Annotated in this window: 27 protein-coding genes; 13 read left to right on the top strand and 14 right to left on the bottom strand. The window is 67.9% G+C overall.

The genetic code is table 11. The annotated features are described in order from the left end of the window. The first annotated feature begins 74 nt into the window (after window positions 1–74). Window positions 75–764: an SCO family protein gene (locus tag ABD875_RS01040; RefSeq protein ID WP_345170606.1), complete on the top strand. Its 690-nt coding sequence runs from the start codon at window positions 75–77 to the stop codon at window positions 762–764. Window positions 765–861: 97 nt separating this feature from the next. Here ABD875_RS01040 and ABD875_RS01035 read toward each other — a convergent pair whose 3' ends face one another. Then, window positions 862–1,065 carry a YgaP family membrane protein gene (locus ABD875_RS01035; protein WP_345170605.1) on the bottom strand — a complete coding sequence of 68 codons (204 nt, stop codon included), beginning with the start codon at window positions 1,063–1,065 and terminating at the stop codon, window positions 862–864. 68 nt (window positions 1,066–1,133) lie between these two features. Beyond that, on the bottom strand, window positions 1,134–3,242 hold the full coding sequence (locus ABD875_RS01030; RefSeq protein ID WP_345170604.1) for an MMPL family transporter: 2,109 nt from the start codon (window positions 3,240–3,242) through the stop codon (window positions 1,134–1,136). A 261-nt stretch (window positions 3,243–3,503) separates the two neighbouring features. On the opposite strand from ABD875_RS01030, the gene ABD875_RS01025 reads away from it, so the two are divergent. Further along, window positions 3,504–3,938 carry a DUF302 domain-containing protein gene (locus ABD875_RS01025; RefSeq protein ID WP_345170603.1) on the top strand — a complete coding sequence of 145 codons (435 nt, stop codon included), beginning with the start codon at window positions 3,504–3,506 and terminating at the stop codon, window positions 3,936–3,938. Continuing rightward, window positions 3,938–4,201, top strand: a complete 264-nt coding sequence (locus tag ABD875_RS01020; RefSeq protein ID WP_345170602.1) for a metal-sensitive transcriptional regulator — start codon at window positions 3,938–3,940, stop codon at window positions 4,199–4,201. The genes ABD875_RS01025 and ABD875_RS01020 overlap by 1 nt, the downstream gene beginning before the upstream one ends. A gap of 49 nt (window positions 4,202–4,250) precedes the next feature. Here the strand turns inward: ABD875_RS01020 and ABD875_RS01015 are convergent, their stop codons facing one another. From ABD875_RS01015 to ABD875_RS01000, 4 genes are all read right to left on the bottom strand, one after another. Then, window positions 4,251–4,847 (bottom strand): cadmium resistance transporter, encoded by a 597-nt coding sequence (locus ABD875_RS01015; RefSeq protein ID WP_345170715.1) that lies wholly within the window; start codon window positions 4,845–4,847, stop codon window positions 4,251–4,253. A 131-nt stretch (window positions 4,848–4,978) separates the two neighbouring features. Then, a complete protein-coding gene (lspA, locus tag ABD875_RS01010) occupies window positions 4,979–5,533 on the bottom strand; it encodes a signal peptidase II (protein WP_345170601.1) in 555 nt (184 codons plus the stop codon). Beyond that, a complete protein-coding gene (locus ABD875_RS01005) occupies window positions 5,530–7,497 on the bottom strand; it encodes a heavy metal translocating P-type ATPase (protein WP_345170600.1) in 1,968 nt (655 codons plus the stop codon). Before ABD875_RS01005 ends, lspA begins: the two co-directional genes overlap by 4 nt. Continuing rightward, a complete protein-coding gene (locus tag ABD875_RS01000) occupies window positions 7,494–7,886 on the bottom strand; it encodes an ArsR/SmtB family transcription factor (protein ID WP_345170599.1) in 393 nt (130 codons plus the stop codon). The genes ABD875_RS01005 and ABD875_RS01000 overlap by 4 nt, the downstream gene beginning before the upstream one ends. A 503-nt stretch (window positions 7,887–8,389) precedes the next feature. On the opposite strand from ABD875_RS01000, the gene ABD875_RS00995 reads away from it, so the two are divergent. The 3 genes from ABD875_RS00995 to ABD875_RS00985 all read left to right on the top strand — a co-directional run bounded on the left by ABD875_RS00995 (window position 8,390) and on the right by ABD875_RS00985 (window position 9,429). Beyond that, a complete protein-coding gene (locus ABD875_RS00995; protein WP_345170598.1) occupies window positions 8,390–8,689 on the top strand; it encodes a DF family (seleno)protein in 300 nt (99 codons plus the stop codon). Then, window positions 8,686–8,895, top strand: a complete 210-nt coding sequence (locus ABD875_RS00990; RefSeq protein WP_345170597.1) for a hypothetical protein — start codon at window positions 8,686–8,688, stop codon at window positions 8,893–8,895. Before ABD875_RS00995 ends, ABD875_RS00990 begins: the two co-directional genes overlap by 4 nt. Before the next feature lie 210 nt (window positions 8,896–9,105). Next, entirely contained in the window at window positions 9,106–9,429 is a 324-nt protein-coding gene (locus ABD875_RS00985; RefSeq protein ID WP_345170596.1) for a hypothetical protein, read from the top strand. On the opposite strand, the gene ABD875_RS00980 is transcribed toward ABD875_RS00985, so the two are convergent. After that, window positions 9,422–9,853, bottom strand: coding sequence for a helix-turn-helix domain-containing protein (locus ABD875_RS00980; RefSeq protein ID WP_345170595.1), 432 nt, complete (start codon window positions 9,851–9,853; stop codon window positions 9,422–9,424). The genes ABD875_RS00985 and ABD875_RS00980 overlap by 8 nt on opposite strands. 338 nt (window positions 9,854–10,191) lie before the next feature. Here ABD875_RS00980 and ABD875_RS00975 point away from each other — a divergent pair, with 338 nt between their 5' ends. From ABD875_RS00975 to ABD875_RS00955, 5 genes are all read left to right on the top strand, one after another. After that, window positions 10,192–11,049: a hypothetical protein gene (locus ABD875_RS00975; RefSeq protein WP_345170594.1), complete on the top strand. Its 858-nt coding sequence runs from the start codon at window positions 10,192–10,194 to the stop codon at window positions 11,047–11,049. Next, on the top strand, window positions 11,046–11,441 hold the full coding sequence (locus tag ABD875_RS00970; RefSeq protein WP_345170593.1) for a hypothetical protein: 396 nt from the start codon (window positions 11,046–11,048) through the stop codon (window positions 11,439–11,441). The genes ABD875_RS00975 and ABD875_RS00970 overlap by 4 nt, the downstream gene beginning before the upstream one ends. Further along, entirely contained in the window at window positions 11,441–12,316 is an 876-nt protein-coding gene (locus ABD875_RS00965; RefSeq protein WP_345170714.1) for a DUF6221 family protein, read from the top strand. Before ABD875_RS00970 ends, ABD875_RS00965 begins: the two co-directional genes overlap by 1 nt. Before the next feature lie 443 nt (window positions 12,317–12,759). Next, window positions 12,760–14,277, top strand: a complete 1,518-nt coding sequence (locus tag ABD875_RS00960) for a hypothetical protein (RefSeq protein ID WP_345170592.1) — start codon at window positions 12,760–12,762, stop codon at window positions 14,275–14,277. Continuing rightward, on the top strand, window positions 14,274–14,663 hold the full coding sequence (locus tag ABD875_RS00955; RefSeq protein ID WP_345170591.1) for a hypothetical protein: 390 nt from the start codon (window positions 14,274–14,276) through the stop codon (window positions 14,661–14,663). Before ABD875_RS00960 ends, ABD875_RS00955 begins: the two co-directional genes overlap by 4 nt. Here ABD875_RS00955 and ABD875_RS00950 read toward each other — a convergent pair. The 4 genes from ABD875_RS00950 to ABD875_RS00935 form a co-directional block, all read right to left on the bottom strand. Continuing rightward, window positions 14,654–15,889: an exonuclease domain-containing protein gene (locus ABD875_RS00950; protein ID WP_345170590.1), complete on the bottom strand. Its 1,236-nt coding sequence runs from the start codon at window positions 15,887–15,889 to the stop codon at window positions 14,654–14,656. The genes ABD875_RS00955 and ABD875_RS00950 overlap by 10 nt on opposite strands. Before the next feature lie 331 nt (window positions 15,890–16,220). Further along, complete coding sequence (locus ABD875_RS00945; protein ID WP_345170589.1) at window positions 16,221–17,768, bottom strand: argonaute/piwi family protein; 1,548 nt, start codon at window positions 17,766–17,768, stop codon at window positions 16,221–16,223. Next, window positions 17,765–19,789, bottom strand: coding sequence for an SIR2 family protein (locus ABD875_RS00940; protein WP_345170588.1), 2,025 nt, complete (start codon window positions 19,787–19,789; stop codon window positions 17,765–17,767). Before ABD875_RS00940 ends, ABD875_RS00945 begins: the two co-directional genes overlap by 4 nt. 617 nt (window positions 19,790–20,406) lie before the next feature. Beyond that, window positions 20,407–20,850 (bottom strand): flagellar basal body-associated FliL family protein, encoded by a 444-nt coding sequence (locus ABD875_RS00935; RefSeq protein WP_345170587.1) that lies wholly within the window; start codon window positions 20,848–20,850, stop codon window positions 20,407–20,409. A 269-nt stretch (window positions 20,851–21,119) separates the two neighbouring features. Here ABD875_RS00935 and ABD875_RS00930 point away from each other — a divergent pair, with 269 nt between their 5' ends. Both ABD875_RS00930 and ABD875_RS00925 read left to right on the top strand, forming a co-directional pair. Then, on the top strand, window positions 21,120–21,416 hold the full coding sequence (locus ABD875_RS00930; RefSeq protein WP_425576151.1) for a hypothetical protein: 297 nt from the start codon (window positions 21,120–21,122) through the stop codon (window positions 21,414–21,416). 10 nt (window positions 21,417–21,426) lie between these two features. Then, entirely contained in the window at window positions 21,427–22,257 is an 831-nt protein-coding gene (locus ABD875_RS00925) for an alpha/beta fold hydrolase (protein ID WP_345170586.1), read from the top strand. Between the two features lie 28 nt (window positions 22,258–22,285). On the opposite strand, the gene ABD875_RS00920 is transcribed toward ABD875_RS00925, so the two are convergent. The 3 genes from ABD875_RS00920 to ABD875_RS00910 are packed head-to-tail and all read right to left on the bottom strand — an operon-like array spanning window position 22,286 to window position 24,402. Then, window positions 22,286–23,065, bottom strand: a complete 780-nt coding sequence (locus ABD875_RS00920) for a cytochrome c biogenesis CcdA family protein (protein WP_345170585.1) — start codon at window positions 23,063–23,065, stop codon at window positions 22,286–22,288. A 48-nt stretch (window positions 23,066–23,113) separates the two neighbouring features. Beyond that, window positions 23,114–23,743, bottom strand: coding sequence for a vitamin K epoxide reductase family protein (locus tag ABD875_RS00915; RefSeq protein WP_345170584.1), 630 nt, complete (start codon window positions 23,741–23,743; stop codon window positions 23,114–23,116). Then, window positions 23,740–24,402: a DsbA family protein gene (locus tag ABD875_RS00910; protein WP_345170583.1), complete on the bottom strand. Its 663-nt coding sequence runs from the start codon at window positions 24,400–24,402 to the stop codon at window positions 23,740–23,742. The genes ABD875_RS00915 and ABD875_RS00910 overlap by 4 nt, the downstream gene beginning before the upstream one ends. Between the last annotated feature and the right edge of the window lie 52 nt (window positions 24,403–24,454).

Here is a 24,454-nt window from a genome sequence, read left to right as displayed (position 1 = left end):
GCGCTGTGCGAGCTACCGCGCTCAGGGTCGGCCGAGTAGGGGCCTGGACGAACATCGCGGCTTCGGTTGCCGTCGTGGTGGTTGCTGCCGGCGCTCTGACAGCGTGTGGCGGCGACGACGGGAGACCGGCTTCGCCGGCGATCGTCGAGCAGGACCACGATGGGTACAACGGCACCTTGATCGACCCGCCTCTGCAGGTCGCGCCTGTGACCCTGCGTGACACCGGCGGCGAACCGGTGCGCCTGGACCGCGTGGGGCACGGGAACGTCGTGGTGGTCTTCTTCGGCTACACCCACTGCCCAGACGTGTGTCCCACGACGATGGCCGACCTTGCTGCCGCTCGACGCACCCTGAGTCCGCAGCTGGCTGCCAAGGTGTCCCTGGTGTTCGTCACCGTGGACCCGCGCCGCGACACTCCGCGTGTCCTTCGCACCTGGCTCGACCGGTTCGACCCCGACATCGTCGGGTTGCGCGGTCATGTCAGCCGTGTCCATCGCGCCGAACGGTCCCTGTACGCCTCCGAAAGCGGCACCGAGAGCAGTGCTGGCACCACGGGTGCGTCAGCAGCTGCGGCGCCCGAGCCCAATGAGCACGCGGCCCAGGGTGACGGCGGACACGGCGAGCACGGCGGCTCCGGGCACGAGGTCGACCACAGCAGCATTGTGTACCTGTTCGGGCCTGATGGTTCGACCGTGCTGTACACCCATCCGTCGAGCCCGCCCGAGTACGCGGCGGACTTCGCGCGCCTGCTCGAAGTGTCGTAGTGGCACCGGTCGACTCGGCGGGCCGTGTCGGGCAATGCCGCGTGCCGCAGGACTCCAGGCCGGACGTCGTCCGGTAGCGCCCGGAGACGAGGATCGGTCAGCGGAAGGCGCAGCCGCTACGCAGGCCGAGTGCCTTGAAGATGATCGCGGCTGGGCAGAAGCCGGTGATGCTGGACTGGAGCAAGTTGATGCCGACGAATGCGGTGAGCAACAGCCACCACGGCGACACGAGGGTGGCGAGCAGGGCGCTGAGCAGGGTGATGGTGCCGGCGAGTGCGAGCACGGCGCGGTCGAGGTTCATGAGTTGCTCCTGATGCGTGTGTCTATGGCGACGAGGTGGCGGGACGACTGGAGGATCGGGCGGGCTGGTCAGCCGTGGCTGAAGGTGATGGTGGGCAGGACCTTCTTGAGCCAGGCGGGGGTGTACCAGGCGGCCCTGCCGGTGAGGCGGAGCATCACGGGGAGCAGCACGAGCCGGATCAGGAACGCGTCGAGGAGGACGGCAACGCCGAGGATGACGCCCATCTCCTTGGGCGGTAGGGGCCCGGACAGGGCGAAGGTGAAGAACACCGCGACCATGACGGCGCCGGCGGCGAAGATGACCCGTCCGGAGTGTGCGAGCGCGCCGACCATGGCTTGCTTGGGGTCGCCGGTGCGCTCGTAGTGCTCCTTGGCTGAGGCGAGCAGGAAGACGGTGTAGTCCATCGCGATGGCGAAGATCATGGCGAAGAAGAACACCGGCGCCCACGCGTCCAAGAACCCCTGCGACTCGAACCCGAACAGGCCGGCGCCGTGGCCGTCTTGGAAGACGAGGAGCGCCACCCCGAATGCGGCGGCGGTGGACAGCAGGCTGGCCAGGGTGCCGAGCAGGGAGATCAGCGGCGCCTGGAGGGCGATGAGCAGCAGCAGGAACCCGAGGACCAGGACGACGCCGATGACCAGCGGGGTGGACTGGTCGAGCTGGGTCTTGAGGTCGAGGTTCTCCACGGCGGCGCCGCCGAGCAGCGCGGTCTCGGGGAGGTCGCTACGGAGCCGGTCGACGGTGTCCGCCAGGGCCGGGTCGGAGGGGTCGACGGTGGGCACGGCCTCGATCAGGGCGTAGCCGCTGCCGTCGGCCGCCTCTGTGGCCGGCATGGCGGCGGCGATGCCGGCATCGGCGCGCAGGGTCGAGTCGGCCGCGTCCGCGTCCGCGATGGGTACCAGGATCTGGAGGGCGCCGGGGGCGCCGTCGCCGAACGCGTCTTGGACGAGGTCGTAGCCGACGCGGGCGCTGGCGTCCTCGGGGAGGACCTTGATCGAGGGCATCGCGGTCTTCAGGCCCACGATCGGGGCGGCGAGGGCGACCAGCACGACCAGCGCGCCGAGGGCGAAGGCCATGGGTCGCTTCCACAGCCGCTCGCCCCAGGCAGCGAACCGGGCTGAGCCGTGTTCACGGGTTGCGTTGGTCTTTGCCCAGGGCAGTGCGAGCTTGTTGATGCGGTGGTCGAGCTTGGCCAGCACCAGGGGCAGCAGGGTCAGGGTCGCGGCGAGCACGAACACGACCGACAGCATGATGCCGCCGGCCATCGACCTGAACGACGGGGACGGGACGAGCATCACCGCGGACAGTGAGACCAGCACGGTGAGGCCGGAGAGCAGCACGGCCTTCCCGGCGGTGTCCATGGTCTCGGCAACCGCCTGCCGGGCGGTGGAACCGGCGCGGGCTCGGGCGGTGCGGTAGCGGACCACCAGGAACAGGGCGTAGTCGATGCCCAGGGCGAGGGCGAACATCATCGCGAAGTTCATCGCCCAGATCGAGACCGGCACCAGCTCGTTGATCAGCACCAGCGAGCCTGCGGAGGCGACCAGGCCGGCCAGGGTCAGCAGCAGCGGGAGGCCGGCCGCGACCAGGGCGCCGAAGGCCAGCACCAGGATGGCCAGGGTGACCGGCCAGGACATCATCTCCGAGGTCAGCATCGCGTCGAGGTTGGCCTCGTTGAAGTCCGACCACAGCAGCGAGGACCCGGTCGGGTTGACCTGCACGCCGTCGCCGGAGAGCTCCTGCAGCGGGCCCTTGAGGTCGGTGGCCACCCGGACCATCTCGTTGGTGTCGACCCCGGCCCCGGCGAGCACGACCGCAGTGGTGCCGTCCTGGCTCAGGGTCGCGCCCGGGGCGGGTTGAATGACGTCGGCGATGCGGGGCTCGGCCTCCAGCATCCGGGTGACCTCCTCGAGCACCTCGGCGCCGCGGCCCTCGGTGACCGGGGTGCCGTCGGTGGCGTGGACGACGACCTGGATCGCGGAGGAGGCGTTGCCGCCGAAGTGCTCGCGCGCGAGCTCGCGGGCGGCCACGGAGTCCGAGCCGCTTGCTTGCCACCCGGCCCCAGACAGGTTCTGCTCGACCTTGGGGGCGAAGATGCCGAGACCGACGATCAGCACCACCCAGACCAGCGTGACCAGCCGGCCATGACTGGTGACCCAGACCCCGAGACGGCCCAACGGACCCGGTCGTCCGGTCGGCCCGGGGCCAGGGGTCGGGGGCAGATCACGTGCGCGGGTGGGGGCCGAGGTGCTCATCCGTAGTTCCGTTTCCGAGCGAGTTGCGGTGGTTCCGGGAGAACGCGAGCTGAGAGCCGCATCCCCCCGGGGGGTTATGCCGAGAACTCTAAACATCCCCCCGGGGGGATGTAGAATCGGCGGCACTGGGCAGCGCCACCCGCCCAGCCCAACGCCACCGGCGAAACAGGAGAAGGAGCGGCAGTGGCCGCCTACACCATGCGAGTCACCACGCCTCATCCGTACGAGCTGGCGGTGACGGCTGTGCGTACCGAGCTCGCCGAGGCCGGGTTCGGGGTAATCACCGAGATCGACCTCGCTGCGACCCTGAAGGCCAAGCTCGACGTCGACGTCGCGCCGCAGGTCATCCTCGGGGCGTGTCGGCCCCAGCTCGCGCACCAGGCGGTGCAGGCCGACCCGTCGATCGCGGCGCTGCTGCCGTGCAACGTCGTGGTCCGTGCTGTGGATCAGGACACCACTGTTGTCGAGGCGTTCGACCCCGAGGCCATGATCGACTTCACCCACGCCACGGACGGCGACCCGCTCCACCTCGTCGCCGCAGACGCCCGCCGCCGGCTAGCGACCGCTCTTGAAGCCGTCGCCGCCCACGAGAGCTCAACCCAGGAAGTAGGACACTGATGGACCTCGAGCCGACCGAGATCAAGGCGATCATCACCCGCATGAAGCGCGCCCACGGACACCTGGGCAGCGTCATCCGGATGATGGAGGAGGGCTCCGACTGCGAATCGGTCCTCACCCAGCTCGCCGCCGTCAACAAGGCCCTCTCCCGCGCCGGCTATGCCATCGTCGCCACCGGCCTGCAGGACTGCCTTGCCGCTGGCGAGGGCATCGACGGCGTGGACGTGAAGAAGATGGAGAAGCTGTTCCTCGCACTCGCCTGATCAGCCGCGTGACCTAGGCGTGCATACGGCGGGGTCACCCACGGATTGCTCAGAGGCCGAATGCGCCGCCCTCGATCAGGATGACGAGGCCGAGCACGATAAGGACGAGTGGGAACAAGATGTGCTCCCAGCGTTCGAGCACCTCTGCGATGGGCTTGCGGGTGGCCACGAACTTGGCCGCAAGGACGAGCACGGCAACCAGGGCCAGGAAGACGATGCAATAGGCAACGAGGGCGCCCGTGCCGACCGCGAGGAACACCGGCACGTAGACCCCGATGTTGTCTCCGCCGTTGGCGAAGGTGACCGCAGCCACCGTGAGGGCACCCACGGGTTTGTCGGCCATGGAGTCATCGTCATCGTCCCCGTTGCGCCACACCTGCCAGGCGGCGAATGCGCCCAGCAGCAGTGGGATCAGACCGAAGTACGGGATGGCGTCGTCGGGAAGGAACAGTCCGGCTCCGAAGGTCACGGCGACCGAGGCGACGAGGATGCCACCGAACCCGAGGTATTGCCCGACGATGATCTTGGTGGTGGTACCTCGTTGCCCAGCTCCACGTGCGAAGAACAGCGACAAGACGATGATGTCGTCGACGTTGGTGACTATGAACAGGCCCATGGCCTGCAATGCGGAGGAGACCACGTCCATATCGTCGACGTTCCTCTCGGTTTCGAAGTTCTCTGTTGTCTTGGGACTTGGCAGGTCTGTGCCCATCGATGGCTATGCCGGCCAAGTCCGGGGCGCCGAAGGAGTGATGTCGCGGGCATTGAAGGCGACGGCTAACTCTGCGGAGGGTGGCCCGTGACTGGCGGGTTGCTGGTGTGGTCATTCGCCTGCACCGAAGCGGTGTCCGCCGTGCGTTCGGGGCGGGTGTGCAGAAGGGCGATCACGATGAAGCCGGTGACCAGGAAGGTGTCGGCGAGGTTGAAGGTGGGCCACCAGCCGGTGTGCAGGTAGTCGGTGACGACGCCGTCGTTGGCGCGGTCGACCACGTTGGCGAGCGCGCCGCCGATCACGGCGCCTCCGGCGATCCGTTCGACCCATCCGGCGCGCGGGGCCCTTCGCCAGACGTACACGGCCAGGGCGACGGCGATCGCCGCGGTGATGGCCACGACCACTGCGACGGGGAGGTTGTCGCCCATGCTGAAAGCCATGCCCGAGTTGTGGGCCAGCTGCAGCTGGAGCAGTCCGAGGTCGACCGTCGAGTCGGCCAGCCGGGCCTCCGATGCCGCCTTCGCGGCCAGATCGATCGCGGCGACCACCGCCGCTGTGAGCAGGACCGCGACGCGACCCGTTCGCGCACGCGTCCCGGCCGCTGCCTGACCGCTGCTCACCTCGCCGTGGCTTCCGTCGGTACCGCAACGGCCGTCGACGTCGTGGGTGCGGGGGGCAGGGGGCGGACGCGACCGGCGCGCACGCCGTTGCCGATCACGATGATCTCCGCGACCTCGTGGACCAGGACCACCGCGGCCAGTCCGAGCACGCCGAGCGCGGCCAGCGGGATCAGGATGGCGATCAGGAGGAGGGAGAGGCCGACGTTCTGCAGCATGATCGATCGTGCGCGGCGGGCGTGGGTCAGGGTGTGCGGGAGGTGACGCAGGTCCTCGCCCATCAGTGCGACGTCGGCGGTCTCAATGGCCACGTCGCTGCCCATAGCACCCATGGCGATCCCGACGTCGGCGGTGGCCAGAGCGGGAGCGTCGTTCACGCCGTCGCCGACCATCGCGGTCGCCCGGTCCTCGCGGAGCCGGCCGATGATGGCCGACTTGTCCTCAGGCCGAAGCTCGGCATGGACATCGGTGATGCCGGCCTGGGCGGCCAGTGCGGAGGCGGTGCGTTCGTTGTCACCGGTGAGCATCGCGACCTGGTAGCCGCCGACCCGGAGCCGGGCGACTACCTCGGCGGCCTCGGGACGCAGGTCGTCGCGGACCGCGACGGCGCCGATCACGACACCGTCGTACTCGATCAGCACAGCGGTGGCCCCCGCCTCCTGCATGCTCGTCACCGGCTCGGCGAGCTCGCCGGCGGGAATCCAACCCGGCTTGCCGAGCCTGGCCGGCCTTCCGTCGACGGTGCCGGTGAGGCCCGCGCCGGTGACCGCCTCGACGCCCTCAGCCTCGCGGTGCTCGGGGACGGCAGCCAGAATCGCTCGGGCCAGGGGGTGCTCGCTGCGGGACTCCAGGGCGGCGGCGATGTCGAGGACCTGGTCCCGGGTGTGGCCGGAAGTTGTGGCGACCTCGACGACCGTCGGTTGATTGCGAGTCAGGGTGCCGGTCTTGTCCAGGGCGACAACCCGGATTCGGCCGAGCGCCTCCAGCGCAGCGCCGCCCTTGACCAGGGCGCCGATCCGGCTGGCGGCACCGATCGCGGCGACCACGGTGACCGGCACGGAGATCGCCAGCGCACACGGCGAGGCGGCGACCAGGACGACCAGGGCGCGTTCGATCCAGGTCGCCGGATCGCCGAGGAAGCTCCCGACGATCGCGATGACGGCGGCCAGGACCATGATTCCGGGCACCAGGGGCTTGGCGATGCGGTCAGCGAGCCGCTGGGCGTCGCCCTTGCGGGACTGCTCGGCCTCCACGATGTGGACGATCCGGGCCAGAGAGTTGTCCTCGGCGGTGGTGGTGACCTCGATCTCGAGGACCCCGGTGCCGTTGATCGAGCCGGCGTACACGGTGTCGCCGGGACCGGCTTCCACCGGTACGGACTCCCCGGTGAGGGCGGAGACGTCCAGGGCGGTGCGGCCGGCGCGGATCACGCCGTCGGTAGCGACCCGCTCGCCGGGCCGGACCAGGAGCAGGTCGCCCAGGGCGAGGCCTGCGGGAGCCACGGTGACCTGGGCGCCGTCGCGCAGGATGGTGGCCTCGGCCGGAACCAGGGAGAGCAGCGCGCGGAGGCCGCGGCGGGTGCGCGCCACCGCGTACTCCTCCAGCCCCTCGCTGATCGAGTAGAGGAAGGCCAGGGCAGCGGCCTCGGCGACCTCGCCCAGGATGACCGCGCCGACCGCGGCGATCGTCATCAGCGTGCCGACGCCGATCTTGCCCTTGGCCAGCCGCTTCAAGGTGTTGGGAACGAACGTCCATGCCCCGAGGGCCAACGCGATCCCGTAGAGGCTGGCGACGGCCCATTCGGGGCTGTCGTTGAGACCCGCGAGGAACCCGGCGATCAGGAAGACCCCGGCGGCAGCGGCGAACCGCAGCTCGCTGACCTCCCACAACCGTTCGGGCTCGTGCTCCTCCAGGTCGCCGTCGTCGTTCCGGGCTTCGTCGGGGCCGCAGCCGCAGGCGTCCGTCACGGCGTTACCTCCTCTGGCGTGGTGGGGATGGTCTCGGCGGTGTGGGTCTCGCCCGGCCCGTAGTTCGGGCACAACTCAACGGCCTCACCGGTCAGGGCGAGCAACTGCTCGGCCGCGCCGAGGAGGTCTATCAGCTCGGGGTGGGCGATGGAGTAGAACATCTGTCGGCCCTCAGGTCGGCCGACAATCAGGCCACAGTCACGCAGACAGGCCAGGTGCCCCGATACGGTGCCCTGCGCCACCCCGAGGACCTCGGTGAGGTCCACCACCCGCCGCTCGCCGTCGGCGAGCTCGCGGACAATCGCCAGCCGGTTGCGGTCCGCGAGGCCATGGAACAGTGCCGCTCCGCGCCGCACCGCCGCTTCGTCTTTGGCCGGTATCATTGCCATGGCCCGATGATAGCGCCATCGGCTGATCGTCGATGCAGTTGCCTGCCGTTCCGCCCTCGCAGTCGAAGATGCTGCCCCGTCTCGACGCGCAGGTTGTCGCGCTCGACGCCGTGACGGAGGGGTGTTTGTGTGATGCAGCAGGTAGCTCTGCCGGCGCAGAACCCGAACCTTGGGCAACTCGCTCGTTGCCGGTGCCGATTGGTCATAGCCTCCGAACTGTGGACGACGTTGCTGCGGTGGATGTCGTGATCCGCGAGAACGCGGAGAATTTGGCCCGAGGTCGTCGGCTGGAACCAGCGCGTCGCCCGGGCTGGTGGGAAGAGGTGCGAGCTTCGCGGCTGACGAATCTGCGGCCCCGTCCCTGGCTATCTCGCTCCTCGTCCGAAACGGCATGGCCACCGCCTCCCAGCACCTGGTGGGCGTCATCCAACGGAGGGGTCGCGACTCCTCGGGAACAGTGGCAGAGTCGGAGACGTCCCGCGGTCGTCGAGAAGGAGCCCACAGTGCGAGTCGAGTTGCTGTACTTCGACGGCTGCCCGAGTTGGCAGGTCACCGAGGACCGGCTCACCCAAGCGCTGGCCGCGCTCGACCGCACCGATGTCGTCGTGGAGCGCCGCCTCGTCGAGACTCCCGATCAGGCCGAGGAACTGTCGTTCGTCGGATCGCCGTCCGTCCGGATCGACGGCATCGACCCGTTCGCAACCGGTCAGGAGCAGGTCGGGCTCGCCTGTCGGGTCTACGCCACGCCGGCAGGATTGAGCGGGTCCCCGGACACTGCCCAGTTGCTGGAGGCGTTGTCGTGAAGCGGGTCGTTCTCGTGGTCGTCGGCGGATACGTGCTCATCGCGGCCGGGAACCGCGTCGCCGAGCACTTCGGCGCGCGGCGGTGCGGTTGTGCCGAGGACTGCTGGTGTCGTCGTCCGGGCCTCAGCCTGTTCCGGTGGGTGTTCCCGTGGGGCCACCGATCCGCGCCCTCCGCGCAGGAGAAGGCTCACCTCGACCTCACGTAGGACATCGCGACGCGCCCGCGAAGCCCGTACATCTAGGCGGCCTTGACCCGTCAATCCCTCGGCCGCGCAAGGTCCTCGGCGCAGTGTCGGACTGACGAACCGGTGGCTCCGCGATCGGGAACCGGCCTCAAAGTGGCTCCACGCGAAGGGTTGACTTGCATACGGGAAGGATTAATACTTGCGATAACCAATCTCGTGCAAGGAGGCGCAGTGCGCTGCGAATCTCTTCTCGGACAGTCGGCTGGAACCGGTGACTACTGGTACCGGTTTGAGGCTCGACTGCGTGCGCTGCCCGCGACCGAGGACGACGCGGAGGCCCGCGCAGACCTGATCGCCACCGCGCACGCTCTGCGTTCATCGGACGGCGATGCCGCCGACCCGGAGGCGTTCGCCGACCTGGCGTACCGGTTGCGCCACCAGTTCGGGTCGACAGTCTCGTCGGAGACGCTCGCTGACGTCAGGAACAGCCTGGAGATCGAACGGGACCGACTTCTAGGGCAGGGGGTGAGTCCCGAGCTGCTGGGGCTTAGCTGAGCGAGTCTTGCTCCGGCGGGAGGTAGACGCGGCGACCTCGCGCACGGTCGTCAGCAACCTCGATTCGGCCGGACTGGATCGCCTGGTAGATGGCCTGCGAGGTGACTCCCAGGCGTGCCGCCGCTTCGCGCACGGTGTACGTGTCCGGCGGCGGGCGCGACGGGGTCGTGGCACTTGCTGGGGCGGCCTGCGTACGCGCGACGTCAGCGTTGCGAAAGCCCGCAAGTTCGGCCAAGTCGGCCCACGACCAACCGTCGTCATGCGCCCTGCGTAACAGGAGGTGGACTTCTTCGGTGACCGCCTGCGCGTTGCGTTCGATCTCGGCCCGCTTGTCGCGCAGCTCGCGGAACTGTTGCTTGAGCCGCTCTCGGTTCTCAGGGGTGCGACCGTGCGCAGTCGATGACATCGAAGGCTCGTCACGCACCTGCGGATCCTCTCACGCGGAGGCTCGCGAACTGTCTTGGGAGGTTGAGTGAACGACGACATGATCTTCGTGGCGAACGGTGTCATGACGAGCGTGCACACCAGCGACCAGTGCGCTGGAAGAGCGTATGGGTGCTGGGTGCACGAGGTGCTAAGTCACGCCTTGTCCGACGCTCCGGTTGTCTTCCGCGACGACAAGGGTACGGCGGAGCGGATCTGCGAACACGGGATCGGACATCCCGATCCGCAGGACGCTGCCTACTGGTGGCATGAGCATGGCCGTGATATCACTCCGCACGGGTGTGACGGCTGTTGCCGCCCGTTCCCGGAGTGGGCTCGGTGAGCGACTTCGATCCTTCCGGCGAAGGCATCGAGCTCCTGGGTCCGCTGCGCGCGCGAGCCGTTGCTCCCTGGCAGGAGTGGTGGCTGGGCTGCGACGAGGGATGGTGGCCCATCCTCGCGCGTCTCGCGGGAGATCTGTCGGAGATCGCTCCCGCCTGGTCACTGCAAACGGCGAAGCAGAAGTTTGCTGAGCTGCGCCTTTACGTGAATCCCGGCACTGACGATGCCGACGTCGTCCGTCGCTTCAAGGCACGGATTGAGAACGCGGAACGCGAGGCGGCTAGGACATGTGAGCGCTGCGGGGCGTCGGGCATTACCCGTCGTTCCGACTCGGGCTACCTCCAGGTCCGGTGCCGCGACTGCGCCACGTCAGACTCCTCGCACAAGTGGCTGGCTGTCGGAGGACTCCTGGTGGAGGACGGATCGATCTCTCGACTGCCGGACCGACCTACCGGCTATTGGCGGGTGACCACCGAGCACGGCACGACGTGGTGGTTCCTGTTCGACGCTGAGCAGTCAGGCTGGATGCGCGTCGAAGCCTCCGTGGAGGATCGTCCAGCCGGATCCGGAGAGCCAGTCGGGCGTTGGCGCACGCTGCGTTCGGGGCCGTGTCTGAGCGAGTGGCATGACGGCGCGAGCCGTCCGGAACCGGTCGGCGACGCCGACGGCTTCCCGGTCCCGGGCCTCGCGGTCGGTCAGGGCTTCTGGATCGGGGAGTCGATGTTCTCCGACCACTGGTGGTCGACCAACGTCGTCTCCATCGAACGACTCGGTCGCGACGATTTGCCCGCCGACGTACGCGTCCGACTGACCGAGTGGCAGCGTCGTCGTGCCCGAGCCGACGAGGACGGATGACGACGAGCGCCGATCCAAATGAACTCGACGACCTCCTCGCGCCGTACTGGTCGACCAGCCGCACGATGGAGGCGCTCAGGCTTACTGCGGACGGGCTGGCGGCGGCACGGGAGGACGGTCGTGTGCTCGGGCTGAAGACCTCCGACGGCGACTACTTCTACCCGGTATGGACCTTCGTGAAGGCCGGCGAGAACATCACAGTCAAACCTGGGGTGGCCGTCGTTCTCCGAGCTCTCCGCGGTCTCGACGGCTGGACGATCGGGGTGTTCCTGCGAATGGGCGCACCCGAGCTTGACGGCCTGACCCCCGAGGAGTGGATCGCCCAACAGCGCGACCTGGAGGTCTTGCGAGACTACGCGCACGTGTTCGCCGCCGAGATGCGGCGTCCGTGATGCGCGATCCCATGCCGTTCCTTCTCGCACGGCTGGCGGAGGACGACGTCGTCATCAACGACCTCGTGGATCAGGTGCAGACGCTTCCGCTGAGGAAGCCGCCGGCCCCTGAGGTAGCGCTGGTCATCTTCGGCCGGTCCGACCCATCTGCTGCAGCCGACCAGTTCGTCGTCTTAGACGACGAACACTCGAAGGCCTTTCGTGCTCGCTTCGAGCCCCGACGCCTGGAGCTCGATATCGAGTGTCGGCGACGGATTGCGCACGAACACCACGAGGTCGACGACGGGTCGTGCGCGACATGCCCAGTCGAGTACCCATGCCTGACGCTGCGCTACCTCACCGTGGTCTACGCCGACCATCCGGCATACGACCCCGAGTGGCACGGCGCCGACCCCGAGGCGGACGACGCACGCGCAACCGCGCGCGAGCGACTTGACTGGATCGATGAAGACCGGTCGATCGCAGAACTCCTGGGTCACGACGTCCCCGACGACGAGATCGCAGCTCAACTCGCCCTCAGCCTCACGCGAGTGCGCCGCGCCCGCGCGGACCTCTATCGACTCGGTGGCGTCGTGCCCGAGACACCGGAGGAGGTCATCGCTCGCTGCATCGTCGAGTGCGGTGACCGTGAAGCGATGATCGAGCGGCTGAAGACCTGGCCCTACACGTTCGGCACCCAGGCACCGTCAGTTGCCGAGGGCGGCACCACGGGGTCGTGGGACGACGTCGAGGACGCACTCTTCGACGGGTTGCTATCGCGCGACGAGTTCGACGAGATCCGCGCCGCGGTCGTCTTCCCGCCGGCGGCGCCGCCCGCGGCCGCGCGCCAGCGCCCACCGGTACCGCGTGCGACTCCGGGCCGGGCATCCCCATAGAGGAGGCTCGCTTCGCTCGCCGGGTCGTGGCTCGTTTCGGGTTCGTGTCGTGTCCGCTGTGCCTCGATTCGTTCCCTCCTGCCCCGTCTCGATTCACACTGTCTCCGTTTCGAACTCTCCTCGGACCGCGTATGGCTCCATGGCCTTCAACGACCCACTCCGCCCTCCTTCCAGCGACGTGACAGCCCGAAGGGCTGAAGAGTTCCGCCCGCGTGGGGTGTCCGCTGGGGATTCAGGGCGACTTTGCCGCCTTCGGCAGGGCGCCCGAAGCGGCCAGAAGCCAGCCCGAGCCGCGGCTCATGTTGTCCTGAGCGTGGGAGAGCACTTCAACTGGGGATTCAGGCGGAATTTGGCCGCTTCGACGTGGGGCTCGGAGCCGTCGGAAGCTCAACCGTGTCGTGCGCGAGCCGCCGGTTCGCGGGAAAACACGCATGTAGAAGTACGTGACCACAAACCGCACGCCACAGCTCCCGCCGGAGCGCCGCGACCATCGCCGTACCTATCCACTCAACGTCCGCGTACCGAAAGGTCCCGGCGTCTACCACCCGACTGCAACGACGCACGACATCTACTACGAGACCTTCGACGAAGTGGTGCGCCACCCTGGCGCGACCTCGATCCAGAAGGCGCGCGAACGAGCCGCCCAAGGCGACCTGAAGTTGCCGGCCGTCTACCAGCGCGAGGCACCGCGGTGGCCCGACGACTTCCTCCGTGCATCACGTCTGAACAGGGTGCTGAGTCTGCTCGGTGTCCTGACTTCGTTCCGCGCCGTCACCAACAATCAAGCGGCGGCCTTCACCGGCGATCCGTCGCTCGCCAATCCACGCAGCGACCTGATTGCCGGCCTCTTCACGTGCGGTGTGCTGGACCTCGCCCACCCTTACCTCGGCTACAGCCTCGGCGTGGCAGGAGGGAACACAACCGCGTACCAGATCGGTGACCCCGCCCTCCTCGACGAACTACGGCGTCACCTGACCTGGGCAGAGTGGTTCGCCGTCACGGGGAACCGTCGACGACCAACCGAGGCAGTCAACATCCGCCACGACATCCTCGCCGCCGAACTCGCTCTCCGTGCCGCCCACGGCCTTCGCGTCGGGACCGTCCTGGGCCCGCACTTCTCCCGATTCGCAGACCTCAACATCTGGAACGCAGTCCCAAAGAAGGGCGGCCCGGACCTCACCATCGTCCGGGACGACGGCCTGCGGATCGCGATCGAGCTCACCTCGTCGATCGGAGCCGACTTCGAGCAGAAGGTCGAGCGCTGGGCACGCCTCCTCAGTGGGAACGCGCTCGACCTGTCGGGCCAAGCCGTCATCTTCCTGGTGGCCCCGTCGCCGTCGGCAGACCCGAAGTACATCCACCAGGTACGGCGAATGACCTACAAGCACATCAAGGACGCCATGTCCGACCGCCTCGGATCGTCCCGTTGCAGAACCGCCAACCGGATCGGCATCGCGACCTGGCGCGAGTGGTTCCCGTTCGAAGGAGTCGCGAGCGAGCACTTCGCCCGCCTGACCGCGGACCGCCCGACCGGAAGCGACCCACGGTGGGAGCCCTGCAACATGTGGGACCCAAGAGCCCTGCCATTCGATCCAGACGACCGCAACGCCATGCGCGAGATCATCCCGAACGCCGCGCTCCTCACCCAGACACCCGCGCATCTGCGCTGGCCCCACCAGCCGGCACGACAGGTCGCGGCACTGCTACGCGCCGCGGCGGGCGAACCTCCGGCGATCCCGCCACGGCGCGAACGCTCCGGGACCCGCCGCCCCGGAGTCGGCCAGGGCGTCGCTGGCAATGCCTTGATCCCCCCGCGGATCCTCGGGCCGGCTGACCTTCCGAAGCGAACGTCCGCACAACTCGTCCTCGGTCGACCCGAGGATGGGGATGCCTTCGGCCTCGCCGAACCTCGGTTCGGCTACCTGTTCCCCGACTCCGTTGCGAGAAGGAAGGCCGCATGAACGATATGGCCAAGGAGCGCTCGGCACTTCAGCGAGCACGGCTTGTCCGGGCCGAGATGATCGTCGCCTTGACACAGAAGATCCTGGACGTCGATGACGTCCTTGCGGAGGCGCTGAAGCCAGCCAACAAGGCCCTGGGCACGCTCACCCTCAACCAACTCTGGCGCGCCGCCGGGAAACGAAGCGAATGGCGCGATGTCCGCGCACGGATGCTCGGCGCCCTTGGCCTCGAGTGCCCGGACAGCAAGCTCACCATCGTTTGGCTGTTCGATCCAAAGGCCGGCGGCCGCCGCTACTACGCCTACCGGGACGCGTTGAGACCGCGAACCGAACCACCGTCGACCCGATTCCCGTGGAGCAGCCGAACCTCTTCGGCCTACGACTGAGTCTGCTGCGACTCGGCCATGCCAAGCAGGAGTCCGAGTAGGCCCGACTCGGCGACGATCGGTACGCCGTAGTTCCGAGCCTTGGCGGCCTTTCCGCTCTGAGAGTCCGGGTCTGCTGCAACGAGCAGTCGAGTGCGCTTGGTCAGTCCTCCGACCTGAAGGCCCCGCTCCGCCAGCAGCGCTTCGACCGCTTCCCTCGGATGCGTCATCTGTCCGGTGAGGCAGATCAGGTCGCCAGGTGCGAGCTGGAATGCTGTGGCGACGGGTCGCGAAGCTGCGGCCTTGGCAGCATCAAGTGACATCGCGACGTCGTCAGCGTTCAGGCCCAGAAGGCGAGCAACGGCCTCGAGGTCCTTGAGCTCGGCCCTCGTGATGATGCCGTCCTCCCACGCGACCGCCGACATCGACAGCAGGTAGTCCCGGTGGATGCCGTCCAGCCGATCTCGGTCGAGACCGAGGTCTGTCGCGGTCTCGACCAGCGCCTCCTCCTCGTGTGCCGACAGGTAGCGATCGAGCAACGCCATCTCAAGGATCTCGAGGTACGAATCAACCCGGGCGTCTGAGCTCCGCGGCATGGAAGACACGATCCGGTCGAGCCAGAACTCCTCACGCACCGGCGCGCTGCCGGTTCGACCGACAAAGGCCGGGATCGTGACCTCGCAGACCGGCCAGGCATAGCGCTCAGCCTCCGACGACAAGGCAGACCACGGCGGCGGCTTGTAGGTCGCAGACATCAGATAGGCCAGGAGAGCCGCCACCGCGCGGGCATCCGCCAACGCCTCATGACTACCCGCGGCGACCACCTGCGCGGCCAGGCAGCAGTCGTTGAGCTTGCGCGACGAACTCCGCAGATGCCGACCCGACAACTCCATGGTGCATAGCGCCGGGATGTCGGGTCCAGTCCACGAGTAGCCCGCCCGCGCCAGCTCGGCCCGCAGGAACCTGACGTCGAACGGAGCGTTGTGTGCCACGACCGTCCGGCCGCCGAGCGACTGTAAGAGGAGTGGCGCCACTTCCGCGAACGTCGGCGCGCGCAGCACCTCGCGCGCCGTCACTCCGTGGATATGTGTCGGGCCGACGTCTCGTCCCGGATTGACCAAGGTCGACCACTCGGCTTCGACGGCACCGTCGCCATCCAGAAGGACGACGCCGACCTCCAATACGCGGTCATGGCGCGTCGGGAATAGGCCCGTCGTCTCGAAGTCGATGCACGCGTAGCCGGCCATTCAGACCTCCGTCAGTTCGAGCGGAGGCTAGTACCGTCGGTCAGTTGGGCATACGAGAATGCGGGACTGAACGTCACAATCCGAGGAGTTGTCTGGACTGGCTTGGGAGTCACCCGCAAGACAGCTCGCGACGTGGTCTGAGTGCGGCCGCGACCATTTGCCGACGCTGCGGACGGCGACGCTGCATTGCGCTGGGATGGCACGTTGGCGGCGAAGCAGAGCACCTACGGCGGCTTGGAGCCGAGCTGCCCCAGTGAGATGGCACTGCGGTCGCCGCTTCCTGCAACCTCCTTCTGGAGGGATGCGGGTGCGAGGGTCCGGCAACACGACCCTAGAGGAACAGCCGGTACTGGTACACGTTGTCGTCGAGCTCGGGCACGTTGGAGACGACCTCGGCGAGCTTCTGCGCGTATCCAAGAGTCACCGGTAGCTGGTTGTACGGACTGTCATTGTTCCAGTCGAGCTTCGTCAGCGCGAGGATGTCCGCGGCGAGGAGGCTGAGGTCGCCGGAGCCCGTGTAGCGGGTGAAGGCGATGGGCCGCGGCAGGCTCTTGCCGTCCGGGCTGAAGTACTTCCCGGTGATGCCGACGGGGCCGGGCCCGCGGGTCCACAGGAGTCCGCTGTGGCCGTCGTACTGCTGGATAGTTCCTCGTCGAACGGCCATCGTGGCCGGCTCGGGGCCGGTTGCGGTGGTGCCGGGGCCTTTCAGTTCGACTGCTCGCCACCGGGTCTGCTGGAGGGAGACGCACTCGATGTTGTCGGCTGCGCCCCAGGCGTCGAACACGCCCTCAATCTCGTTATCGCGCCAGTGGCTTTCCTTGTGGATGACGAAGCGTTGGGGCATCGCTCCGGCGTGCCGAAGTCGGTAGAGGTCGGCAGTTCGGGTCATGACGGCGCGCATCTCTTCGCGCGTCAGGTGAGGGTTCTTCCGGCCCCTGCGACTGCCGGTGTCGTTTGGATCGGCGGGTCCGAGGTTGTAGGCGACGAACTCGAGGCCTCCGCCTTGGGCGTCGAAGACTTGGGAGCAGCAGGTGACGAAGTCGTTGGTGGTGCCACCGCGGATGGCGTAGTGGAGGCCGACGTAGGCAGTGGGGATCGTGGTCGTCGGCGTGATGCGCCACGGGACGCCGCCGGCCTTGGCGAAGAGCGCAAGCGACAGTCGCCACGCCGTCGAATTCCACTGCTGGCTCGCGAGAGCGGAGTTCTCCCAGAGGAACTGGACCGGTATTCCGAGAGGTGCGACCTCGGCTTTGATTCGGTCGTGAAGGTCGAACCGGCCGTCGGCAGACTTGCGCAGGGATGTCCAGGTGGTGGGGAGCAAGATCGCGATGACATCCCACTTCTCGCGTTGGTCACGTAGCGCGTGGATAGCTTTGATGAGCGCGGCGACGACGTTCGCGTGCGGTTCAGTGCCGCCGTGCCGTGGAGCGTCCGGGGCGAGGGTCACGTTGCACTGCTGGTCGCTGACCCCCGCGAGCCGGACTCGGAACACGTTCTCGAACCCGGGGAAGTTGGGAACGTACTTCGCCCGGTCGGTTGCTCGGGCTGGTTTGTGGAGTTGCTTGAGGAAGTTGAACAGCCGCTGCTGCTGGTCCGTGGTCGCGATGGTTGCCACCCGAAGCTGGTCCCCGTGTGGGTAGGCGGAGTACGGGCCGTGCTGGAGGAGACCGGCGAGCGGATTCCGATGCCGGCCTCGTTGCCCCGAGCCTGCGGTGCCGAAAACAAGGATGTTCTCGTCGATCCGGTCGAACGCCGCGAGCGCGGACGAGGGCGGAGTGGCCGTCGAAGTCTGCCCGGGCCGTGACGATGGGGGAGGCGTCGGTCGGGGCGCAGACGACTGCGGGCCGGGGCGCGGCGCTGTTGGCCCGGTGGTGCTCATGCCGGCCTGCTGTAGGCGTTGGTGCGGCCGAGAACTATGCGCAGGCCTGGGCGCACGCTCGGGCGGCCCCCGCTGTCGGCCTGGGGGAGCGAGGTGAGGACGGTGGCGTCGTCTGGCGCCAACAGCCCGGACCATACGCCGATGATTGCGGCCCACTTCTCGTTGAACCGGCGCTTCGCCCAGACCTCGGCACGCCACGGGTTCGCTGGGTCGACCTCAAAGCCATCGTCACCAGTTCTACCTAGCTCGCTCCCGCGCCTTCCCGCCCCGCGTCCGGTCCCAACGCCGGCCGCGGCACCGTTGGCAGTGGCGCCTTGGGGACCGGCGTGAAGGTCGCGGGCGGGCTCTGCGATCCAGGTGTAGGGCGTGAACAGCAGCCACGAACGTCCGGCACGGATGTCGAAGGACAAGCGCACCTCTTCGGCCCAGCGTCGGTTGAGGCCGGTGGCGGTGAGGCCGTAGTTCTTGGGCAGGCTGCCGTACAACTGTCCGGCGTAGGCGTCGGCGAGCTGTGCCCGGGCGGTCCCGAATGCTGCGGGCTCGCCGTCTGCCGGTGGGGTGATGATGAGTTCGGGCGTTCCGTCCTTGCTGGTTTGCATCCGCACCGGGAGCCGCTGCGTGATCAGGTGGGCGACGACCTGCCGGAGGAGCGTCTGCTGGTGGAATGGGGTGTCGTCAGCCAGCAGGTTCAGGTGGGCCGTGGTCGCGGGCCCTGGTGCGGGCAGTGACTTTTGGTTTGCGGCGTCGGCTAGGAGCGCGACTGCGAGGTGGGGGTCGCCGAGGCAGAGCATCTCGCCGGGGCCGTTGACGACCACTGGCCATTGGTTGCGCGGATGCAGCGCTCGGCGGACCTCGGATCGTGTCCAACCGGCGGGGATTTCGACCCGGGTGACCTCGACCGACGCTTCGAGGACGGGGAGTGCGTTGAACCGGAGGACGGGCCACTGCCGCGAGTGTGCCGGGAGTGCGGCCGGGGTTCGCCTCGGCTTCGGGTGGAGACGGTCGAGGTACTGACGCAACGTGTCCTCTACATGAACCTGGCGGGCGAGCGCGGCCATGGTGTCGTCGAAGCTGTCCGCGACCACGACGGTCGCGGCGACGCCGTTGTCGGCCGCGCGGGCAAGGAGACTCCGGACCAGTTGTGAGACCTGCTCGCCGGGACGGGTGAACCACCAGACGCCGTACGGCCACGCACCCGGGATGTCGACGGTCGCTTCGAGCATTTCCATGACGCATGTGTCGCGGCCGCTATACCCACTGATGGCGATCCCGAACTGCCGGCTCACGTCGGCGACGAATTGGCGCAACGTGGCGTCTTCGCGTTGGAGCTCGTCGGTGGTGTTCTTCAGCCGCTTCTCGCGGAAGTCGCCGTGAAGCTTCAGCACCAGCGGCCACTGCCGTTCCTGAATGGCGGTCGTTGCGCGTGCGGTGGAGTCGAGGCCCGCGACGTTCAGTTCACGCGGGAGCGGAACGTCCTCAGCGGTGCCGGCGCGGCCAGCCTCGTTGATGCCCTGTTCGATGAGTCGGTCGAAGTTCGTGGTGATGACCAGGTCGCATGCGCCGGCCATGACCAGTCCGCCGAAGATCCGCTGACCGAAACCGGGCCGAACGTGCTCGATGAGCTCCCGAAGCAGCGCCTTTCGCGCGGATTCGTCGGGCAGGCACCGTTCGAACGCGGCGGAGTAGTCGCCGTCGCTGCCCAGGCGCGGCATCCCGTTCTTGCCGTCGAAGTACGTGTGGACGCGTTGAACCCAAGCGGGGTCAGTATCGTCCATCGTCTGGCGGACAAGTTGCTGTTCTACCGCGTATCGGTCGAAGAGAAGGCGGTCGCGGATCGAGGTCGCGAGTGGAACGCCGGCGGAGGCGCTGGTCCCCGCCCCGAGTAGCCATGCGAACTTCGAGCGTTGCAACGCCCAGATCGTGGTGAACTCATCGACTGAGCATGTGCGCACCGCCCCGCTCGAACTCCCAAGACTGTTCACGGGCTCGAGCGCCGTCTCTCCGCCCGTTGCGGTTTCCATGGGTGCTCCGTCCGACGTGTTCTCCGCTCGACCCCGATGCCGGTGGAGAAAGGGTACGAAGCAGCGCCGACGAAACACGGCACTTGGATGCGTTTCGGCGATGCAACGTGAGCAGTCACTCTGGTGAAGGCCGCCGGTACCTACTGACTGCCAGTCGAGTCGTCCTCTGGGACGTCCCTCTCTGTCCAGTTCGCGGCAAAGGACGTCGCGCACCTGGTCGTCGTTGTGCTCAAGAGTCTTGGTCTTCCAACAGGCTCACCGGTCGTCCGCGGAGTAGGTCGCTCCCATACGGACCCAACTCTCTTTCGGCGGAACGGGTCGCCACGCGGGCGAGAAATGGCGACTTGTCGGGCGACCTGGGGTGATTGGCCGGGAGGTGCCGGAATCCTTGAGGCAGCCGAAGGATCGCGATGCAGGTCAGGGACGTCCTTGGTCGCGACGGCCCGACTACCTTTGCGGCGTTTGCCCATCACCATAAGGAGAAGGCCGTCGAGCCGATTCCGAAAGGCGGCTCGGACAAGGGGCCCTGACAAGCGGAAACGCAGGTCAGGGCCCTGTCGTTCGCCGCTCGCCAAGCGGAAAGGCGAGAATCGGCTGCGTTGCGCGGCAGACCGGTCCTATTGCGTGACGAACTCGGCGAAGTACACGTCCATGACCTCGCCCTCGTAGGTCTCCTTGAGCTCAGCAGCGAGCTCGCTCTTCAGATTGGCGCGCTCTCCCTTCGCGAGGAGCTTCTCGACCGGCCGCCCGCTGAAGAGAGTGATCGCGGCATCAAGGGCCTTGCTCCCGTCCACCTCGACAGCTTCCTCGGTCAGCTGCAGCGCCAGCTTCACGCGGAGGTAGTGGTTATCGGCCAGGTTGATCTGGATCGGTTCGAGAAGGAGGACCTCGCCCGCCACGGGGGCCTTCGGACCGCTGTCGCGGCCAAGAAACACGTAGGCGCCGGCTCCTGCGACCACGAGGACGACCGCCACCACCAGGATGAGCTTCCGCCGACTCTTCTTGGGGCTCTTCTCTCCCGGCTCGTCGCTGGAGGACGTCGGTGCCGACTTCTTGCTCATGGACGAACTCCTGCTCTGGACTTTGCCGCGAAGGCCTTGCCTCAAGAAGTTCGGGTCACGGGCCGCCAACCTTAGCGTTCTACTAACTTTGTTAGTAGTAGTGGCGCCGGTCCATGCCTATCGTCGGGGGACGAACGGCGACGGCCTGGCTCGAGCCGGCATCACCGACGTGCGCGCCGAGCAGCTGCCGGTCGACAAGGCGACGGCCGTGCAGGAAGCGATCCGGTCCGTGCCTACGGCCATGATCGGTGACGGCATCGACGACGGCCGTGGCGGCGGCAGACGTCGCGTTCACCGGCCACGACCTCCGGCTCATCCCGCACGCCCTCGATCACGCCCGCCGCGGCCGTCGCCTGATGACGAGCAACATCGGGCTGGCCCTGGACATCATCGTCGTGCTCGTGCCGCTCGCAATGTTCGGCGTGCTCTCGCTGGCCGAGGTCGTGCTGGTGCACGAGATCGCCGAGGTCGTCGTCATCCTCAACGGCGCCCGGGCGGCCCGGGTGCGGCGCGAGCCCTCAGGTGTCCCCGCAGGCACCGGTCCGGTGCTGCAGGAAGTCGGCTAGGTTGACCGCCGTGCAGACGGTGGTCGTCAACGAGACTCGAGTCGCCTACCGCCGGGTGGGCGAAGGTCGGCCGGTGCTGCTGTGCGGCGGGACCGGCATGCCGCTCATCGCCTGGGAGACGTCAGGATTCGAGGCAGCGCTGGTCGATGCCGGCTTCGAGGTCATCAGTCACGCCGCTCGCGGCGTCGCCCCCAGTGACGCGCCGCCGCCGCCGTACTCCGTCGACGACCTCGCAACAGATGCCGCCGGCCTCGTCGACCACCTCGGACTGACCGACGTGACCGCGATCGGCTACTCCTTGGGGAGCTTCGCGGTCGAGGTCCTGGGCCGGCAACGCCCGACCTGGTTGCGCTCGGTCGTGATGCTCGCAGGTGCCGGGCCCGCCACCGCCGTACTGAACGCGACGGTCGCGATGGAGGAGGAGCTCATCGCAGCTGTCGGTCACGTACCATCGGCCACTGCGGCGTTCCAGACACTGATGACCGGGCTCCCGCCCTCGCTGATCGGCACTGACGACCCGCAGGTCGCGCAGTGGGCTGAGCTCTTTGCTCTACAAGGCGACGTGTGGACCTCGAGAGACGGCGAAGTCGGCCAGGCTGCCGCGGCCCGGGCTTGGGCGTCAGACGAATCCCGGATGGGCCGCCTCGGCGAGATCGAGGTCCCGTCGCTCGTGGTCGCCTACGAGCACGACCCGATGTTCCCGCCCGCATCCAGTCGCCTCGCGGTCGCCGAGCTGCGCCGGGGCGAGCTCGCCACGGTCGCCGGTGCCTCCCACGCAGGGCTTCTCACCCATCCGCGGGATACCGCCGAGGTGATCGTGCCGTTCCTCGGTCGATCGTGACGAGTCCGACAGCCGCGTGAATCGCCGGTCAGATCGGTGCTCCCCAACTACCGATGACGGTCTGAAGCTCGGCCACCAGCTCAGACCATGCGCCCGTCACCTGGAGAAGTCCGACCAGCACCAGCAGCACGCCGCCTGCGCGGGTGATCCACGTGCTTCGCGTACGCACCCACGCGAAGACGCGCATGGCACGGGTGAGCGAGAACGCAGCGAGCAGGAACGGGATCCCCAGACCGAACGCGTAGGTCAGGCTCAGCGCGGCGCCGCGGCCGGCGGTCGAGGACGTCGTGGCCAGCGCGAGTACCGCGGCCAGCGCGGGGCCGATGCACGGGGTCCAGCCGATTCCGAAGACCGCGCCGAGTACCGGAGCCCCGGCGAGTCCGACGCGGGGGCGCAGATCCGGCCGCAGTGTCCGGTTGAAGACCGGGATCCGCTCGGCGGCGCCTGCGAAGAGCAGGCCGAAGGCAATGGTGATGGCGCCAGTGACGCGCATCAGAGTTTCCTGATGGGTCTGCATCTGGGCGCCGAGTGCGCCGAAGAGTGCGCCGTAGGCGGTGAACACCGCCGCGAACCCCATGACAAAGAGGGTCGCGCCCGCCAGGGTCCGGCTTCGCTGGGCACGCTGTCCGGTACGGAGCTCGGACGTCACTGGCGACTCCGCACCCGCCATGCCGGCGACGTAGGAGAGATAACCAGGCACTAGTGGCAGGGAGCACGGAGTGAAGAACGACAACAGGCCGGCCAGGGCGGCCACAGGCAGCGCCACCAGGAGTGAGCCCGACAGGATGACGTCCTGGGCGTCACCCACGCCGACACCAGGTGCTGGTTCGGACGTGGGGGCAGGTGCGGGGGACGGTCACAGCAGAGTCGACCAGTAGGACCAGAACCGGACCCCGACCAGGACGAGAACCACGAGGTAGCCGCCCAGCAGGACCGGGGCGTGCCAGTCACCCAGCACCCGGTTCAACCTTGAGCGCTGAATGGCAGTGCCGAAAATCCCCACGCGGAGGTTCCGTAGCGTGACATACAGGAACGTCGGCCAGACCACTGCCCACACGACCATGCAGTACGGGCACAGGGCGCCGATGCGGTAGAGGCTCTGGAACGCCAGCCAGAGCACGAAGCCGAGGCCCAGCGTCACCCCCACCTGGAGACCGCGCCAGTACCAGGCTGCCAGCCTTCCGCCGGCGAGAAGCGTGGCGCCAGTCGTGACAAGGACCGGGAACGCGGCGACGCCAAGGATCGGGTTGGGAAAGCCGAACACCTCAGCCTGCGCGGTGCTCATGACCGAGCCGCAGTTCAGGACCGGGTTGACGCTGCAGCTCGGTACGTACGTCGGGTCGGTGAGCAGCGCGATCTTCTCGGCGATCAGGACGGACGACGCAACGAGGCCGACCATCCCGCCTAGGAGCAGCAACCAGGCGAGGGCGACCTCGTCTTGCCGCTGCGGCCGCACCTCGAGCTCCACCTGTTCGGCGGTGCTCACTTGGCGAGCGCCTCGTCGAGGGTGTCGTAGAAGTCCTGCACGGACTCGGGCTGGAACAGCTCGCCGTCGACGTAGATGGTCGGAGTTCCTTGGACGCCCAGCGACTCTCCGTCGGCGACGTCCTTGCGCACGCGGGCCAGCACCTCTTCCGACGCGTAGTCGGCGTCGTACTGCTCGAGGTCGAGACCGAGCTCCTCTGCGAAGCCTCGGAAGACGTCGTCCTTGGGCACCTGCGCCTCAGCCCAGGTCGACTGCGTCTCGTACATCTTCTGGTACATCGCCTCGAACTCGCCCTGGCGAGCGGCCGATTCCACCGCGCGCGCCGCGCGTTCGGAGTTGAAGTGCCCTTCGAGCGGGAAGTAGCGCGCCACGAAGGTCACTCGACCGGAATAGTCCTCGCGCAGCTGCTCGACGACCGGGAACACCGCGCCGCAAGCCTCGCACTCGAAGTCGAGGAACTCCACGAAGGTGACCCCGGAGTCGCCTTCCTCGCCGAGCACGTGGCTGTCCGAACGCACCAGGACCGAGTCTTCGCCGGTCTCGGCGCTGGCGGCCGGCTCGTCGCCGTCGGGGTTCACAACAAGCAGGATGATGAGCGCCGCGAGGATCGCCGCGAGCGCTGCTCCGATGCCGAGGGCTGCCTTGGTCTGGGTCCGCACGGGACCTCCTCCGTCTTCCGATACGCCGTAGTACTACGTATGATAGTAGTTG

Source organism: Nocardioides caricicola (assembly GCF_039541135.1).
Lineage (GTDB): Bacteria > Actinomycetota > Actinomycetes > Propionibacteriales > Nocardioidaceae > Nocardioides > Nocardioides caricicola.
The sequence above is the reverse complement of the archived record's forward strand: the minus strand, read 5'-3'. Positions and strand labels throughout refer to the sequence as shown.